This is a genomic window from Thermogemmatispora aurantia, assembly GCF_008974285.1.
Taxonomy (GTDB): Bacteria; Chloroflexota; Ktedonobacteria; order Ktedonobacterales; family Ktedonobacteraceae; genus Thermogemmatispora; species Thermogemmatispora aurantia.
In genome coordinates, this window is the sequence record NZ_BKZV01000001.1 from 589,810 (window position 1) to 606,511 (window position 16,702).

Below are 16,702 nucleotides of genomic sequence, written 5' to 3' on the forward strand. Positions count from 1 at the left end.
TCGACCCGCGCCTGGCCTTGCAGAGGGTATGGGCCGGCTACTCGCGGATGCTGCGCGGCGGCAGCGGACGCACCAGCGGACTCATCATCGGCGTCTCTTTCTTATCACGTGGCAGGCGCTGACGCACCAGGTAGTTCGGAGCGAGGGCCAGATCCTCCTTCTCCAGGGTCACATCGGGGCCGAAGCGGTTGAAGAAGGAGAGCTCAAAGTTCGGCGTCTCACCCAGCGCGCCATGCGGGCAGACCTCCACGCAGTCGCCACAGAAGATGCAGCGATCCAGTGCGAACGAATAGCGTGTTAGCTTGCGCTCAGCCATCATTAGCGAGCCAGTCGGGCAGACCTGCACACAGGCGCCGCAAGAGACGCAGTCGGTATCGTGTAGACTGACGTTGAAGGGCGTCGAGACGATTGTATCGAAGCCCTTGCCGAACATGCCGTAGCAGTCGGGACCGATCACGTCATGGCAGACGCGCACGCACTGCGTGCAGTTGATGCACTTATTGGGATCGCGCAGGATGAAGCTGTGCGAGAGGTCGACGTCGTAATCGTGATAATCGCTCGGCTCGCCATCGTGGAAGCGGTTATCGACCAGGCCATGCTCGATGCTATAGCGCTGCAGGTCGCACTGACCGGCTGCCGGGCAGGCGCACTGCAGACAGCGAGCGGCCTCGCGCTTGGCCTGCTCCTCCAGATAGCCCATCTCAATGATGCGGAAGTTGCGCTTGCGCTCCTCATAGGGGAGCATGGGCATCTTGACCTTCGGCTCGACGGGCTTGTAGGGCACGATATCGAAGAGGTCAGGCTTGCGCTCCTCCAGCTCCAGGCGACGCGCCACCTCATTCATATCCTCGCCATTCAGATAGGCGTGGATCGAGCGAGCCGCCAGCTTGCCCTGAGCGACACACTCGATGATGGTGCGCGCGCCCATCTGGGCATCGCCGCCGGCAAAGACCCCAGGGCGATCGGTCATCAGATTATAGGGATTGGTCTGGATCGTGCTCCACCTGGTCCACTTGACGCCCGAGGACTCATCCAGCACCGAGCGATCGGGCTTCTGGCCATAGGCCGGAATGATCGTATCGCAAGGAATGACATGCTCGGAGCCAGGAATGGGCACCGGGCGGCGGCGTCCACTGGCATCAGGCTCGCCCAGGCGGTTCTTAATGAACTCCAACCCCTTGACGCGATTATGCTCATCGGTAATGACGCGTGTCGCCTGCTCATAGAAGAGCAGCTCCGTCCCTTCGGCCTCGGCGTCCTCGATCTCCTCCATTGTGGCCGTCATCTCTTTGATCGAGCGGCGATAGGCCGTATGGACCTTGGCGCCCAGGCGCAGCGAAGTGCGCGTGCAGTCAAAGGTGGTGAAGCCACCGCCGAGGACGATCACCTCAGCTCCTTCTTTGACGGGCACGGGTTTGCCCTCGACCTTCTCCCCGAGGAAGGCAATGGCATTGACCACGCCTTCGGCATCTTCGCCCGGTGTTCCCAGCGGGTTGCTCGTCCAGGCCCCGATGGCCAGGAAGACGGCGTCAAAGCCCTGGGCAAAGAGATCATCGATCGTGAAGTCGCGGCCCAGCTTGACATTGCACTGCAGATCGACCCCCAGCTCCCAGACATGGTTCAGCTCACGGTCCATCATATCCTTCTGCAGGCGATACTCAGGGATGCCGTAGCGCAGCATCCCCCCGGGCTGCGGCTGCATATCGAAGATCTTGCAGTAGTGGCCCTTGAGAGCCAGATAGTAGGCACAGGTCAGGCCAGCGGGGCCAGCGCCAACGATCGCCACCTTTTTTCCCGTCGGCGGGTCCTTGACAAAGGGTATCGGCGGATCAAGCAGGCAGGTCTCTGCTGCATGGCCGTGCATGCGACAGATGGCGATCTCCTCATCGACCAGGGCACGCCGGCAGGCCTTCTGACAGGGTGCTGGGCAGGTCAGGCCCAGGATATAGGGGAAGGGCAGAACCTCCTTCACCAGGCGCGCCGCCTCTTTCATCGATCCCTTCGCGATCAACTCTAGATAGCCTGGGATATCGATGTGGGTCGGGCAATCGACCTGGCAGGGTGGCTGACAGTAGGCATTATGGTCCGAGAGGATCATCTCCAGGTTGGTGCGCCGGATGTGAAACAGCTCATCCGACTGAGTGCGCACCACCATCCCGGGCTGTGCAGGCGTATTACAGGAAGGCAGGGGCCGATCGTAGCCCTCGATATGCACCAGGCACATGCGGCAGGCCGAGGTCGGCTCCAGCTTCTCATCGTTACACAGGTTAGGGATCTCGATGCCATTCTCCTCCGCCACGCTCAGGATCGTCTGATTCTCGTACGCGCGCACAACCTTGCCGTCGATGGTCAGCGTGAAGCTGGGCTGGCCCACCTCGTTGCGCACCATCCCATCATGCCCATCCTGAGCAAGCGGCGTGAAGCGATCTCTGATTGATAGTGCCATGACGAATATGCCTCTTTTCGAGTGAGCAGTCTCACGACGTGCCTGGCACGCTGGATCAGCGCGCAGAACAGAGGCAGAACGCCGCTTTGCGTCCCAGACACCGACTGTTTGACTGACCGTGTGACCGACCGTTGAGCCGTCTGTAGTGACAGCCGTGCATGCTCCTTACTGATCTAGGGCAGCACGTGCTTGGTGACAAAGCGATGGGAGCGCACCGGCACACAGGTCCCCGTTGGACACTGCTGCTCTTCAATATGCATCTGGAAATGCTCTGGCCAATAGCGGCGGGCCGTCTTATACGCATTGGGGGCATGAATGCCGAAGCCGCAGAGAGAGCCATCGGGAACATAGCCGGCCAGCTCGTCCAGCAGGTCGAGATCCGAGCGCACGCCCAGATCGCTGATCAGGCCTTCGAGCACGCCCGTCATGCGCTTGACCCCGATACGACACGGCACACACTTGCCACACGACTCGTTGCTCAGATAACGTGTGCGCTCCATAGCCCAGGCCACCATACAGGTCTGGGCAGGCAGTAGCTCGATGACGCCGGACCCCACAATGGCGCCGGCCTCCTCGAGGGGATCAAAGTCAAAAGGCAGATCGAGCAGGCTGACCGGTAAAGCCCCACCCTCAGCACCGCCAACGACAACAGCGCGCAACTCGCTGTCTGGATGGTTCAGGCCAGCATGGCGCAGGATCTCGCGCAGGCTGCTTCCAAACGGGACCTCGACGACCCGTGGCTCGGCATCGGGAACCGCATCGTAGATGGTCAGCACCTTCGTGCCAGGCGTCGTTTCGCTGCCCAGACGCCGGAAAGCCTCGGGGCCGTCGCGCACAATCAGAGGAACATTGGCCAGCGTCTCCAGCGAGTTGATGGCCGTCGGCTTGTCCCACAGTCCATAGACGGCTGGATAGGGTGGACGCTGCTCTGGCATCCCGCGCCGGCCCTTGATAACAGCAATCTGGACCGTCTCTTCGCCGCCAATGAAGCCGATGTCGAACCCCACGACGTTGATCGTACAGTGGAAGGTCGTCCCGAGGATCGAGCGGCCTACTAACCCGGCCTCCAACGCTTCATTGAGCGCCTGCTGCACTGCCTCGATTCCCTCGCGGAAGAGGCTGCGCGTCATCAAATAGGCCTCCGTCGCCCCAACGGCATAGGCGGCCAAGAGGATTCCTTCGATTACCTGATGTGGATTGCGCTCCAACAAAGAGCGCGCTGCCCACGAGCGTGGATCGGCATCGTAGGCATTGCAAATGACGTATTTGGGCGATTCCTGCTGACGGCGCACAATACGCCACTTCTCGCCCGTCAGGCGTCCAGCGCCACCGCGCCCGCGCAGGCGAGCCTCGCTCACCAACTGGATCACCTGCTCAGGCGTCTGATCATGCAAAGCGCGTTCGAGCGCGCTATAGCCTCCCTGCTGCCGGTAGCTCTGGAGCGAGCGCAGATCAGGCTCGCCGCGCCGTCGCAGAACGCGATAGGCCGAATCGAACTCAGGCATCTGGCTGCCTCACATGATGAATATTTCCCCACACCCCACGCTTATCAGGTGCCAGCCCGCGCTCGGGCTGATCATCGCGCGTGATCCCCTTGACTGCCGGCGCCGGCTTGAACTTCGGGCTGAGCGTCGCGATCCCAAAGATATCGCTGAGATCGACACCGCGCGCCTGGACGATGCGCTTTGCGGCCTGCAGCGGCAGATAGCCGTAATGGTCCATGACGGCATCCAACAGGGCCGGCAGGGCCGCCGCCTCATGCGGCCACTGCTCCAGCAACTCATCCACCTTGCTCAGATCGATCTCCGGCTCCAGATGATCTTTCACTGGCATCGCCACACACGGCGCGACCGGGCGATTGGGGTAGGCTGTGGCATACTCTGAGATGCGCGGCGTATAGAAACCGGCCTTGGAGATGCCGGTCGCTTCGGGAATCTTGCGCGAAGTGAATTTCTCAGCGCCCTCACGAATGTAGGAACGGAACCAGGGCCGTTCCTTCCAACGGTGCAGCGGCTCGTACTCGATCGTGATGGCGCGCGGCGGACAGGCCTTCTCGCAGAGCAAGCAGGCCTCGCACTTCAGATTCAGCTCGGTCTTCAGTCCCTCTTCAGCAATCAACTGGATCAGCCCGCGGCTTCGCGGCGGCAATTTAGGCTTCTCATAAGGATAGAGCCGTGTCACTTTGGGCCGGAAGAGGTGGCTGAAGGTCAACCCCATTCCCTGCAGGATGCCACGCATGGGTTACACCTCGCCTTCCTTCTCACCGCGCACCTTCAGGCCCTGCTTGAGAATCTTCTCGCGCAGCTTGAGCAGCCCTTCGATCAGCGCCTCTGGCCGCGGCGGACAACCGGGCACGTAGACATCAACCGGCACAATGGTATCAACGCCCTGAACGGTGTAGTAACTATCGTAGAACTCACCGCCCGAGTTGGCGCACTGCCCCATGCTGATGACCCACTTCGGTTCGGGCATCTGCTCCCAGAGCAGACGCAAGCGCGGCGCCATTTTGACCGAGACCGTGCCGGCGACAATCATCAGATCAGCCTGACGTGGGCTGGAACGGAAGACTTCCGAGCCAAAACGGGCCAGATCATAGTGCGACTGGGCGCTCGCCATCATTTCGATGGCGCAGCAGGCTAGACCATAGCCCAGCGGCCACACCGAGCGCGAGCGCGCCCAGTTCTGAGCCCATTGAAGCATATCGGCTAGACTGGTAATCGCCACCGGTAGCTCTTGATCACCAGGCGTATATTCGTGGGGGCCAGTCGCCATCGCAATGGGAACGGGCTTGCGCCGCGTTCCAGGCACTGCGGCTCTCTCCCCCGCTTGCTGGCTCGTCGTATTGCTCATAAGATGATTGCTCCTCTACTGATTGCCCCTCGCCAAAGATGAGGCGACTTGCTCTCTCGGAACTGGAACAGGGATTCCTCGCTCGGAGGGGCGATGCTTCTCCTGGCCTTGTGGTCCGCAGTTTATTATAGCACGTTTCACCCATTGACGCCAGAAAAGGGCGCCGCCGCGGAGCGGCCTCCGCAGCCGCCCTCTCACCCTGGCGCGCCCCTTCCTCGCCAGCGTCCACCCAGCTCTTGTCCCCCTAAGCGGTCCTCGCCCTGCCTGCCTTGCCTTGCCGTTTCGAATCGGCTATCATGGCACTGTCCATCCAGCGGATAGCGAACCTATCCCTACGTAGGTTCACCTCAAGTTGGAGGTCAAGGCTTAAGATCGTACAGGGAGGATTCCTGCATTGGGTACCTACAAGATCGCCGTCCTGCCAGGCGACGGCATCGGCCCCGAGGTGACCACCCAGGCTCTGCGTGTGCTGGAACGGGTCGGTGCCCGCTTTGGCCACACTTTCCAGACAACGCAAGCCCTCGTCGGAGCCGCCGCCATCGAGGCCGAGGGCGATGCTATTTCCGATGCGACGATGGCCCTCTGTCAAGAGAGTGATGCCATCCTGTTCGGCGCTGTGGGAGGCGTCTCTCGCTACGAAGGCCCTAACTCCAAGGTCCAGCCTGAGCGCGCCCTCTTCCGCCTGCGCAAAGAGCTGGAGTTGTTTGCGAATCTGCGCCCGGTGCGCCCGTTTAAGGCGCTGCTGAATGCCTCAACGCTGAAGCCTTCGATCCTTGAGGGGACCGACCTGCTGGTTGTGCGTGAACTCACGGGCGGCATCTATTTCGGCAAGCCTAGCGAGATCCGCCAGACCCCTCATGGCCTGGAGGCTATCGATACTCTGCTCTACAGCGAGGGGGAGATTGAACGCATCGTACGCACGGCCTTCGAGTTGGCCCGAGGTCGTACTAAAAAGAAGGTGACCTCGGTCGATAAGGCCAATGTGCTCAGCTCTTCTCGCCTCTGGCGTCGTGTGGCTGAGCGCGTCGCCGCTGACTATCCCGACATCACTTTTGAGCATTTGCTGGTCGACGCCTGCGCGATGCATCTGATCCGTCGTCCAGCCAGCTTTGATGTGATTGTGACAGAAAATATGTTCGGTGATATTCTGACTGATGAGGCCTCGATGCTGGCTGGCTCTATGGGCATGCTGCCGTCGGCAAGCCTGGGGACGCGGCAGACAGCACATGGCACCTTCGGTCTCTACGAGCCGATTCACGGCTCGGCCCCCGATATCGCCGGCCAGAATAAGGCCAATCCGATCGCCTCGATCCTCTCGCTGGCGATGCTGCTGCGGCACTCCTTGAGTCTGGAGGCTGAGGCTCAGGCGGTCGAGCGCGCTGTTGAGCAGGTGATCGATGCCGGCTATCGTACCGAAGACCTGCAGGAAGCGGGGACAACCATCGTCGGGACCGAGGAGATGGGGCGTCTGATCGCCGAGGCTGTCACGGCGACCTCATCCTGATCGACAGCGAGGTTATCCTATCCTACCTTCCTCATTTTCGGTCGTCTGGCCGCTTTTACCTTGCTCAGGCACGGTCAGCCCAAGCGACAGGAACAGGCGGCCAGACACTAGCCTGCCCAGACTTGTAGGCGGGCAGGCCAACGAGAGAAGCAGGGAAGAGAGGGCAGGCAGGCAGACAGGCAGACAGACAGACAGGCAGACAAACAGACAGCAGATGGAACAGAGCACCTGCGTACAGGTGCGGTGAGCACTCTCAGGCAGCTCACCGCTGGGATAGGCTGCCCTCTGCAGCGGCTTATTGCTCTCTAGCCCATCATTGGTTTCGGGCAGGGTCCCAGATGTTGCAGACGCGCTTGCGCCTCCTCTAGACGGGCAAGAAGCCGCTGCCGCTGCTCCTCTCTCTGTTCCGCTCCTTCTGGCGGCTGCTCCCCCTGCTCTTGCTCAACAAGTGCCTGCTCAAGACTTGCAATCTCGGTGAGCAGCCGCTGGCGTTGCACATACCAGCGCGTGACCGCTCGTTCTACACCCATTGCTCGCTTTATGATTCCTAGCTTCATTCCCACAGGCCAATCAGGCCAGGCCATGCGCCGCTACGCTATGCGCAGGAGCGAGGTCATTAGCCGCAACGCAACTACGAGCGGCGCAGCAGCTGAGCACCCGCATGGCACTCGCTGACTGGCCCGGCCCTGCTGCCCGCTGATCTAGGATCTAGGCGCTAGCGCCATAGACGAGGCGATTCAGCGTCGAGATTAGCTCCTCATCCTGATAGGGTTTGACGATGTAGGCGCTGGCCCCAAGCTGCATGGCGCGCTGCTTATGCTTCGAGGCTGCGCGTGAGGTCAGGACCACCAGCGGCAAGGTGCGATACTGCTCTTGTGAGCGGACAGTGGCCATCAGCTCGTAGCCATCCATACGCGGCATCTCGATATCGAGCAGGACTGCTGCCGGTGGCTGACTAGAGATCAGCTCCAGGGCTTCGACGCCATCACGAGCTGTCTGAACCTCCCAGCCGTGTTGCTTGAGCATATTACTTACCACACGGCGCACACTCGGGCTATCGTCCACCACCAGCACATGCCTGCCGCGCTCCACCCGCTGCGAGGGGAGCGGCGTTGCTGGCGGGCGTACCGCAGGTAGCACACCGGTATTGACGGTCACTGTTGTCGCCGCCGCAGCCACCGAGGCCGGCATCTGAGCTTGCGCGGTCGCAGCAACCGCCAGACTCTCTTGCGGTTGCGACAGGGTCCCCGCGATGGCCCCCGTGCCGCGGCGCTGCACTGAGAGCAGCTCGTTCAGCTCTAGGATCAGAATCACACGTCCGTTGCCGAGCACTGTGCCTCCGGCGATTCCATGCACATGGCGCAGATGAGGACCCAGGTTCTTCATCACCACATCCATGCGGGTCCTGACTTCGTCCACCACCAGCGCTACCCGATGACGACCCGTATTCACCAGGAGCAGCGGAGAGCGCTCATCGATTTCACCGGCAGGCAGCTTGAGATAGTGAGCAAGCTGGCTAAGTGGATAGACATCGTTCTGCACCACGACCGCCGGGCGCCCGCCGTGAGTTGTGCGCTTAAAGGTATCGAGCCGGCCAATGGCCTCGACCAGCGTTGTTGGGACAGCATACTGCTGGTCGCCGACGCGTACCATCATCACGCTTTGAATGGCCAGGCTGGTCGGGAACTTCATGGTGAAGGCTGTCCCCTGGCCCGGTGTCGAATCGACCTCTAGCGTGGCCCGCAGACGTGAAATGCTATCACGTACCACATCCAGGCCCACGCCACGCCCACTTTCCTCACTGACCACCTCAGCAGTCGAGAAGCCGGGGCGGAAGATCAGATCGATGACATCGCTGGGTGAGAGAATCTGATCGGGCCGGATCAGCCCACGGGCAATGGCCGCCTGACGCACCCTCTCGGGATCAATACCCGTCCCATCGTCGCGCACCGTAATCACTACTTGATTGCCCTCGTAGGAGGCCGAGAGCTTGACGAGACCTGCCGCAGGCTTGCCCTTGCGCACACGCACCTCTGGCTCCTCGATGGCGTGATTGACAGCGTTGCGCATCAGGTGCAGCAGCGGACCGGCGATCTCCTCATAGACCGTGCGATCAACTTCAGTATCCTCGCCTTCGGTCACAAAGTTGATCTCCTTATGCTGCTTGAGCGCAACGGAGCGGACCGCACGATAGAGGCGCGGGATCATCGACGAAAGCGGCACCAGGCGCGTCTTCATCAGACGGTCCTGGAAGGTGGTACTTAGACGGCTTTCGCGGGCGAAAATGCTCTCGCACTCGCGGATGACCGCCTCCATCTCGCTGCTCAGGGTAATCATGTCCGAGACGCCCTCGCTGAGACCGCGAGTGAGCTGATGAAATTCCGTATAGCGGTCCAGCTCCAGCTCATCGAACTCGGCCAGGTGTGCCGGCTCGCCATTGCCGGTGGGAACAGGACGTCCGGCCTGAAGCGCAGGCAAGCGAGAGGCGCCATTGCCTGTGCCGGGAGGAACCTGGACCACGCGCCCACTGGGCAAGGTTGCCGCCTCAAAGCGGCTCTCCAGCTTCTGGCCCACATCGCGCAGGCGCTCACTACTCATGCTCACATCGGCCACCAGGCGCATCAGGCGCTGGATATGCTCTTCAAGTGCGCTGCGGTTGACCAGCAGCTCGCCAAAGAGGTTCACCAGCTCATCGAGCTTCTGCAGGCGCACGCGCACGCTCAGCTCAGTGGCTGGAGAGCGCTGCATCAGCAACTCGCCGGCGGCGGGAGCGGCCTCGGAGACGGTACTTGAGAAAGTCGAGCTCTCAGGGCCTTCGCCGCTATCGAGGAGGCTCTCCAGCTCCTCTTCGGCGGGCAGTGGCGAGAGCTGCTGCTCACCAAGCAGTTCAGCGTAGCGTGCTCGCATAGCCGCCACAGCCGCTTCCAGAGTTGCGCGATCCTCGCCCCGGTTATTGATGAGGCGATCGAGGGTCTCCGCTGTATCGAGAATGATGCCGATTACAGGCGGGTTGATGGCGACCCGGCCTTCCATAATACTGTCGAGCAGATCCTCGGAGACGTGGCAGAGGTCCGCGATGAGGCGGAAGCCCATCATGCCCGCCGCTCCTTTAAGGGTATGGGTCGCGCGTCGGATACTCTGGAGGATATCCCGATCCTCGGGCGACTTCTCCAGAGCGGCCACATTCATACTGATCGTCTGCAGATGCTCCTCCGCCTCCAACCGGAAGATCTCAGCGGCCTCCTCGCCAAAGTCAGTGCCCTCACTGACAGCCGAGCCACCGCTTACTGACGACACGGGAGGAGCAGGCACAGGTGAAGGGGGCGGTGGCGGTGCAACCACAGGTGGAGGGTTGACCTGAGCCCGCGGGATCTCCAACGCAGGCAGCGGCCCGCTACCCGACGGTGGCTGCTGCAAGTTGGCAGCCGTCTCCAGATCGGCGTTCCCTGTCAGCTGAGCCAGAAACTCACGGCGCACCTCAATCTCAATCTCATTACGCAGTCGCTTGACCAGCTCCTCGTAACTCTCCTGCCCATCAGGTCCAACAATCTCATGCTGAAGCTGACGCTGGCGTTCAAATTCCTGGCGCACCTCCTCACGGATCTGGCGCTCCAGCTCCATGCGCGCAGCCAGAGAGAGAGGACGCTGCTCATACTCACGACGCAGCTCTTCACGGATCTTTGCCTCTAGCTCAGCACGCAAGGCTGCCAGATCCCCCTGGCGCTCAAAGGTCACGCGCTCGCGCACTCCACTCACATCGCGAGCGACCTGCACCTGCCAGGGCGTCCAACCCGGCTCTTGATTGGTCAGTGCCTGAGGCAAGCGCTCCAACAAGTCGCCGCACGCCTCGACTGAGCTGCGGAGCTGATGCAGCGTTGTCTGGATCTGCTCATCGGTCGCCTCAACACCGCTTGTGATGCGCGAGAGCAGCTCTAGTACCTTCTTGAGCTTGGTATTAACCACCCACATCACAGAGAGCGGCAGATAACGGCGTACCTTCTCGGGGCTTTTGCGCAGATTGAGTCCCATCGCCTGGCCTGCCCAGTCTTCCATCCGCTCCAGAGCATCTTTCGAGCCATCAAGGAAGCCACGGAACTCGCTGCGCTGCTCCTCGATGATACTCACAGCCTGCTGCAGTTGGGTCAGCAGGGTATGCAACGTATTGACCTGCTCTTCAAGCGAGAGGGTTTCCTGGCGCAGATCGCTATAGAGCCGCGAGGCAGAGGTCGGCAAGACAAGCCCTTCCTCGGCCAGGCCCGAAGGCTGCTCAGACGGGTGTGATTCGGGCTGCGGCCAGCTCGACGGTGCTTGCAACGGCTGCTCTGACAGTGAGTGCAGCCGTTGTAGCGGCTGGACAAACTGTGTATGGGGAGCAAGCGGCTGCGGCTGCGGCTGCGACCAATCCGGGAGAGCGCCCAGGTCTGCATCAGCAGCAGTAGCCTGGCCCTGAGCTTCGGGCTGAGGGGCAGTAAAGCGACTGACCAGCTCTTCCAACGGCGAGGGGGCGCGAGGCGAACGTGACTGTTCCTCACCAGGAGGAGAGCCAGTCGACGAAGGAGTTCCCTCGGAGCTGCGGAAGCTGGCGGCTAACATATCCAAGGCGCTCGGGGTCTCCGGAGCGGCAGGCGAGGCAGGAGAAGCTGGCGTTGCGGGTGACTGCTGAGAGAGCGGAACGGGATCTTCCGGCCAGAGTGGTTCCTCATCGACCGGAGTACTGGGCGTGCGGAAGGCAGCCAACATCTCATCGAAGGAAGGGAGTGATCCCTCCTGTCCGGTAGCAGGCGGATAGGGCGATTCAGGTAAAGGCGTCGACTGAGGAGAAGAGGCAGATACCGACTGCTGCTGATACGCATAGGACTCGCCTAAGCCCAGACCATCCTCCTGGAAACCGTAGCGCTGAGAAGGCGGCGTGGGAGCGTGGGAGCGTGGAGAGTCATGATAGTCCTGCTGGGGCTGACCCTGGTAGCCAGGTCTATCCGTATGATAGTCCTGGTACTCGTGTGCGTAGTGCTCTGGGGCGACCGATTGCCGGGATTGATGATCCAATGGCTGGGAGGGAGTAGAGGCCAGATCTGGCGAACCCGGGACAACCTTCCCAGCGGCCTCCTGGAGGGCGCGATAGCGACTATAGTCGGCATCGTCTTCAGCAATAATGGCATCCTGGTTGACGGAATTATCGCGAATTCCATCGATCAGCACATGCAGGCGTCGCAGAGAACGACGCAGCAGGGCCAGCGTAGGCTCATCGAGGGTAGTCAGGCCATCGAGCACATCCCCCAGAATATCCTCCATGCCGTGAGCCACATGGGCCAGGCCGGGGAAATCCATCATCGAGGCTGAGCCGCCGATTGTATGCGTACGGCGATAGGTCTCTTCGAGAGCATCCATGTCGCCGGGAGACTGAGCCAGGCGGTCAAGGTTCGCCTCGATCTCTGGCAGGTAGCTCTTCACCTCTTCGATAAACGAATCGAGCACTGACAGTTTATCAAATGTATTTGACATGCTGCACGCACCCACTTATTCTAGTCGATCGAACTCGGTTTCGCGGGATGCCGAGGCGCGAAACGTAGAAACGCGGTGGGGGGCGCTGGCTCGACCTCGCCCCCTGGTCGAAGCCTTGGGCGCCCCTCCCTTCCGTCTTCGCCTGATGCTGATGGTGCAACGGCTACTGGCCGAACTGCCCGTTATTGCCTCGCGGGAAAGGCGTCTGTTCTGGTTTTGGGAACGGCGACTGATGCGGCGACTGCTGAGGAGCAGCTCCTGGCGGGGTCCAGGGCTGGCGCTGCTGTGGCCCCTGTCCCTGACCCGACTGAGGTGGGGTCCCGAAGGCCTGCGGAGGCACTGAAGCGAACTGACCGCCACCGGAGTAGGGGACTGCTCCCTGGCCTGAGCTGCCGAAACCCGCCCCCGACGCGGGGGGATTAGCGAAAGGCTGCTGCGAGAAAGCCGACTGCCCCTGCGGGCCAGAGAAGCCCTGGTTAGCAAAGGGATCAAAGGAGCCGAAGGCGCGCTGAGCCTCGAAAGGTTGGGAGTTAGAGAAAGCCGAGGCGCCGAACTCCTGGTTAAAGGAGGGAGCGGGACTTGAGCCGAAAGCAGCTCCGAAATCCTGCTGACCGGTACTACCGAAGGAGCCCATGTCGGAGAAGCCGGGGGCAGCGCCAAACTCCTGCGAAGCAGCAGGGAAGCCGAACTGAGCCTGATGCTGATTTTGCGCCACGGGCGAAGACATCGCCACCAGGCCAGCGCTTTCCGGTTCAGGGAGCGGCGGGAAATTACCGCCGTAGCTCTGCTGCTGCGGCTGCATCCAGCCGTCGCCGCCTGCGGAGGCATAGAACTGATCCCCACCGGCGGGCAGGCCGGGCACAGCCCCTGGGCCAGTGGCCATACTGCTATTGATCGACTCCAGCACATGGTCGGGCAGGCGGAAAGTCGAGACCGAAGCGCGGAGCTGATCGGCCAGCTCGGCCAGGTAGCTCACGCTAGCAGCGGCTTCCTGCGTACCAGCGTTGGTCTGGCGAGTGATTTCGGAGATCTGGCTCATAGCCACCGCCACCGCCTCCGACACGCTGGTCTGCTCATTAGCAGCGCGGGCAATACTCTCGATCATCTGGGCCTGGCGCTCCACGGCACTATAGATCGAGTTCAGGGCGCGGCCAGCCTCATCAGCGAGCTGAGACCCCTTGACCACCTCCTGCGTGCTATCTTCCATTGCCACCACCGCCTCATAGGTATCGCCCTGGATACTCTTGACCAGGGTGGCGATCCGCTTTGTCGACTCCGTCGAGCGCTCGGCCAGGAGGCGAATCTCATCGGCTACCACAGCGAAGCCGCGGCCATGCTCGCCAGCCATTGCCGACTGAATAGCAGCGTTGAGTGCGAGCAGGTTTGTCTGATCAGCGATATCCTCAATGATACGTACAATTTCGCCGATCTCGTTCGAGCGCTCGCCCAGGCGCTTAATCTTCTTGGCCGTCTCCTGGACGTTCTCGCGGATCAGCATCATGCCCTCGATCGTTTGACGCACAGCTTCCTGGCCGCTTTGGGCATTGCGCAAAGCCTCCTGAGCAGCCTCATGGCTCAGCTGAGCATTGCGGGCCACATTTTGGATGAAGATGGCCAGGGCCTCGACCGCCTCAGTAGTCTGCGAAATTTGCTGCACCTGCATCTCGGAGGCCTGGGCCAGCTCGGCGGCACGATCCAGAATACGGCGAGTGGCATTGGTCACCTGCATGGCTGTGCTCTGCACTCGACCGACCACCTTGGCCAGCTCTTCGATCATGTAGTTGAACGAATCGGCGAGCACGCCGAGCGTATCGGGAGTCACCTCGGCCTGGACGCGCAGGTCACCATCGCCGACGGCGCTCACCTCTTGGAGCAGCTTCTCGATCTGGGCTTGCAGAGCGGCGGCGTCGCTGCCGGAGCCGAGGCCAGAGGCACTGTTCGCCTGCGCACTCTGCTGATCGAGCACAGTATTCACCGAAGCGACCAAGCGAGCGAACTCATCATCGCCATCCACCTGGGCGCGCACCCGGCGATCTCCCCCGGCGAAATCGTGGCAGACATCGGCCAGGGCCAGGAAGCGGTCCTTGATACGGCTATTGACCAGGTAATTGGTGATGACCACCGCCAAAAGAGCAACGATAGCGCAGATGATGACCACGACGATCAGGACCGACGTATCGGCGGTGGGCATGCTCAGCCGGGCGTAGATGCCCACCAGGATGAGCAGGAAGGCCGGGATAATGGCGGAGACGGCCAACCCCAAATTCATCAGGCCGCTTACCGTCATCCCACCTCGATTACGATCCGGGTTCATCCGCCAGACCTCCTCTATAGAAAATACAGAACAATGGCTGCACTGTTCGTCCTATCCTAATCCAGAGCTTCGTAATGTTGCATCTTTTCCGAGAACAGCAAACGTGCGGCATCGAGCAAGATGATGACACGTTTACCGAGCACTGCCGTTCCGGCGGCATAGGGAGCAACCCACTGTGGAATATTGGTCTGGCGTGTGCTCACACTGGCGATAACGTTGTCAGGAATGGGGAGCATCTCGCTGACGCTATCCACCACCAGACAAATCACCATCTCATTATATTGCACCGATAGCAGGCGAGTGCGTGGATTGTAGGGTAGCGGCTCCCTCTCCAGGAAGGTGCGCAAATCCACCACGGAAGCGATGGAGCCGCGGAGATTGATCACCCCTCGGACCCAGGGAGCAACATTCGGGACCGGGGTTACGTCGAGCAGGCGCTCCACGCTTTGAATGTACTCCGCCTTGAAAGCGAACTCCAGGTCGAGCAGAGTAAAAGCAAGGTACTGCTCGCCGGGTACCTCAGTGGGTACACCGGGAGCAGCTGCCGTATTGGTCCGCACTTGCTCAGGCTGCAACGCCGAGGCCCCCCATGCCGGAGGATGCGCTCCCCGTTGCTGCTGAGCCAGGAGAGCGCGTTGCAACATGTTCAGGTCATCGCTTGCCACAGGATTACTCCCAGCTTCTGGTCGCACATCGGGCTGTGTCCCCCTTGCCTCGCCTGTCTAGGGTCGCTGGCTGAGGCTGGCTAGGCTACAGGAGCCGGCGCACATTGGCCACCAGTTCTTCCTCGTTAAAGGGCTTGGTCATGTACAGATCAGCGCCCTGCCGCAGGCCCCAAGAGCGATCGAGGGGTGTATTCTTGCTTGTCAGCAAGATGATCGGGATATGCCGACTCAGCTCCGATGATTTGAGCTTGCGGCACAGCTGAAACCCGCTCTGCTTAGGCAGGACCACATCCAGGACGATGCACTGTGGACGCTCCTTAAAGACTTTCTCCACAGCCTCGTCACCGTCGACCGCTGTCACCACTTCGAAGCCACTGTTGCGCAGTGGGGTTGCGATCATTGTAAGTTCAGTCCAGCTGTCGTCTACAACGAGCACCTTCTGCCCTGGCATTTCCCCTATACCTCTTGTTGTAACTTCTCCAGAGTCAAAACATTAGCTTTTTAGGAAAGAAAGGCCAGTCGCGTGTGCGTCGCAATCTCTAAGCAGGCTTGGGCTCTGTTCTGACCTGGATCTGACAGCGGGCCAGAGCTACGTTATGGAACAAGCGGAGCACCACTATGCTGTTTGTGGGCCTGGCCAGCGAACTGGCAGATCAGGATAGGGAGGCAAGTCTATGATGCATGCTGACCGCTCGGTCCTCTCACACCTCGTCTCGTCAAGTTCTGGCTGGACCGCCGCCGGGCAGTCCTTCCCCTCCCCCTCCGGCCTCCCTTCTCTGCCCCCTCTCCCTCTCTCACCACTCACCTTAACAGACCCCACTTTCCTCCCGTCGTGACTCGACTTGACTTGACCCGAGACATCGATCAGAGCGTCTTCTCCTTCCCCTGGTTGACCTCATTGCCCTACCCTGCTCTGCTCTACCGTCGAAGCTGGCCCAGCACCCCCCTTAGACAGGCCCAGATCACCGAGAGAAGCGTTCCATCCCTAACCGCGGCGACGCAGCCGCGGGCGCATACCTTCGTAGCGCGGAGGAACACGCTCCTGCCAGTTGACCAGATGCTTCTTGACCGTTTGGACCAGCTCGGCAGAATCGAAGGGCTTTGTGATGTACTCGGTAGAGCCGGCTAGGCGACCGCGCATCTTGTCGAACAAACCATCTTTCCCACTGAGCATAATAATAGGTATCTGTCTAAACTGCAAGTTTTTTCGTATGATCTGGCAAATTTGGTACCCGTCCATGCGGGGCAGCTGTACATCCAGGAGAATCAGCGCCGGCATTTCGTCCGCTACCGAGGTGAGGGCGCTCAGCCCATCGCCCGCGGCAATGACACGGATATTTTCACGCTGCAGGGTCATCTGCACAATCTTGCGCACGGTAGGGCTATCATCTACAACCAGTACCGTCGGTACTGCTGACATG

Annotated in this window: 11 protein-coding genes; 1 reads left to right on the top strand and 10 read right to left on the bottom strand. The window is 61.0% G+C overall.

What is annotated here, in order from left to right; translation table 11 throughout:
- Window positions 1-37 precede the first annotated feature (37 nt).
- From KTAU_RS02265 to KTAU_RS02280, 4 genes are all read right to left on the bottom strand, one after another.
- Window positions 38-2,446 carry an FAD-dependent oxidoreductase gene (locus KTAU_RS02265; protein WP_151726836.1) on the bottom strand — a complete coding sequence of 803 codons (2,409 nt, stop codon included), beginning with the start codon at window positions 2,444-2,446 and terminating at the stop codon, window positions 38-40.
- Window positions 2,447-2,619: 173 nt separating this feature from the next.
- Complete coding sequence (locus KTAU_RS02270) at window positions 2,620-3,951, bottom strand: complex I 51 kDa subunit family protein (protein WP_151726837.1); 1,332 nt, start codon at window positions 3,949-3,951, stop codon at window positions 2,620-2,622.
- The gene (locus KTAU_RS02275; RefSeq protein ID WP_112428234.1) at window positions 3,944-4,684 is read right to left on the bottom strand and encodes a hypothetical protein; all 741 of its coding nucleotides are present in this window, start codon (window positions 4,682-4,684) and stop codon (window positions 3,944-3,946) included. Before KTAU_RS02275 ends, KTAU_RS02270 begins: the two co-directional genes overlap by 8 nt.
- A gap of 3 nt (window positions 4,685-4,687) precedes the next feature.
- Window positions 4,688-5,218 carry an NADH-quinone oxidoreductase subunit B gene (locus KTAU_RS02280; RefSeq protein ID WP_170293117.1) on the bottom strand — a complete coding sequence of 177 codons (531 nt, stop codon included), beginning with the start codon at window positions 5,216-5,218 and terminating at the stop codon, window positions 4,688-4,690.
- 472 nt (window positions 5,219-5,690) lie between these two features.
- On the opposite strand from KTAU_RS02280, the gene leuB reads away from it, so the two are divergent.
- A complete protein-coding gene (gene leuB, locus KTAU_RS02285) occupies window positions 5,691-6,800 on the top strand; it encodes a 3-isopropylmalate dehydrogenase (protein ID WP_151726838.1) in 1,110 nt (369 codons plus the stop codon).
- 305 nt (window positions 6,801-7,105) lie between these two features.
- Here the strand turns inward: leuB and KTAU_RS02290 are convergent, their stop codons facing one another.
- The 6 genes from KTAU_RS02290 to KTAU_RS02315 all read right to left on the bottom strand — a co-directional run bounded on the left by KTAU_RS02290 (window position 7,106) and on the right by KTAU_RS02315 (window position 16,701).
- Window positions 7,106-7,330: a hypothetical protein gene (locus KTAU_RS02290; protein ID WP_151726839.1), complete on the bottom strand. Its 225-nt coding sequence runs from the start codon at window positions 7,328-7,330 to the stop codon at window positions 7,106-7,108.
- A gap of 178 nt (window positions 7,331-7,508) precedes the next feature.
- Window positions 7,509-12,302 carry a hybrid sensor histidine kinase/response regulator gene (locus KTAU_RS02295; protein WP_151726840.1) on the bottom strand — a complete coding sequence of 1,598 codons (4,794 nt, stop codon included), beginning with the start codon at window positions 12,300-12,302 and terminating at the stop codon, window positions 7,509-7,511.
- A gap of 163 nt (window positions 12,303-12,465) precedes the next feature.
- Window positions 12,466-14,616: a methyl-accepting chemotaxis protein gene (locus tag KTAU_RS02300; RefSeq protein WP_151726841.1), complete on the bottom strand. Its 2,151-nt coding sequence runs from the start codon at window positions 14,614-14,616 to the stop codon at window positions 12,466-12,468.
- A gap of 56 nt (window positions 14,617-14,672) precedes the next feature.
- On the bottom strand, window positions 14,673-15,281 hold the full coding sequence (locus KTAU_RS02305) for a chemotaxis protein CheW (RefSeq protein WP_112428246.1): 609 nt from the start codon (window positions 15,279-15,281) through the stop codon (window positions 14,673-14,675).
- Between the two features lie 85 nt (window positions 15,282-15,366).
- The gene (locus KTAU_RS02310; protein ID WP_052888275.1) at window positions 15,367-15,732 is read right to left on the bottom strand and encodes a response regulator transcription factor; all 366 of its coding nucleotides are present in this window, start codon (window positions 15,730-15,732) and stop codon (window positions 15,367-15,369) included.
- A gap of 534 nt (window positions 15,733-16,266) precedes the next feature.
- The gene (locus KTAU_RS02315) at window positions 16,267-16,701 is read right to left on the bottom strand and encodes a response regulator (RefSeq protein ID WP_052888274.1); all 435 of its coding nucleotides are present in this window, start codon (window positions 16,699-16,701) and stop codon (window positions 16,267-16,269) included.
- Between the last annotated feature and the right edge of the window lies 1 nt (window position 16,702).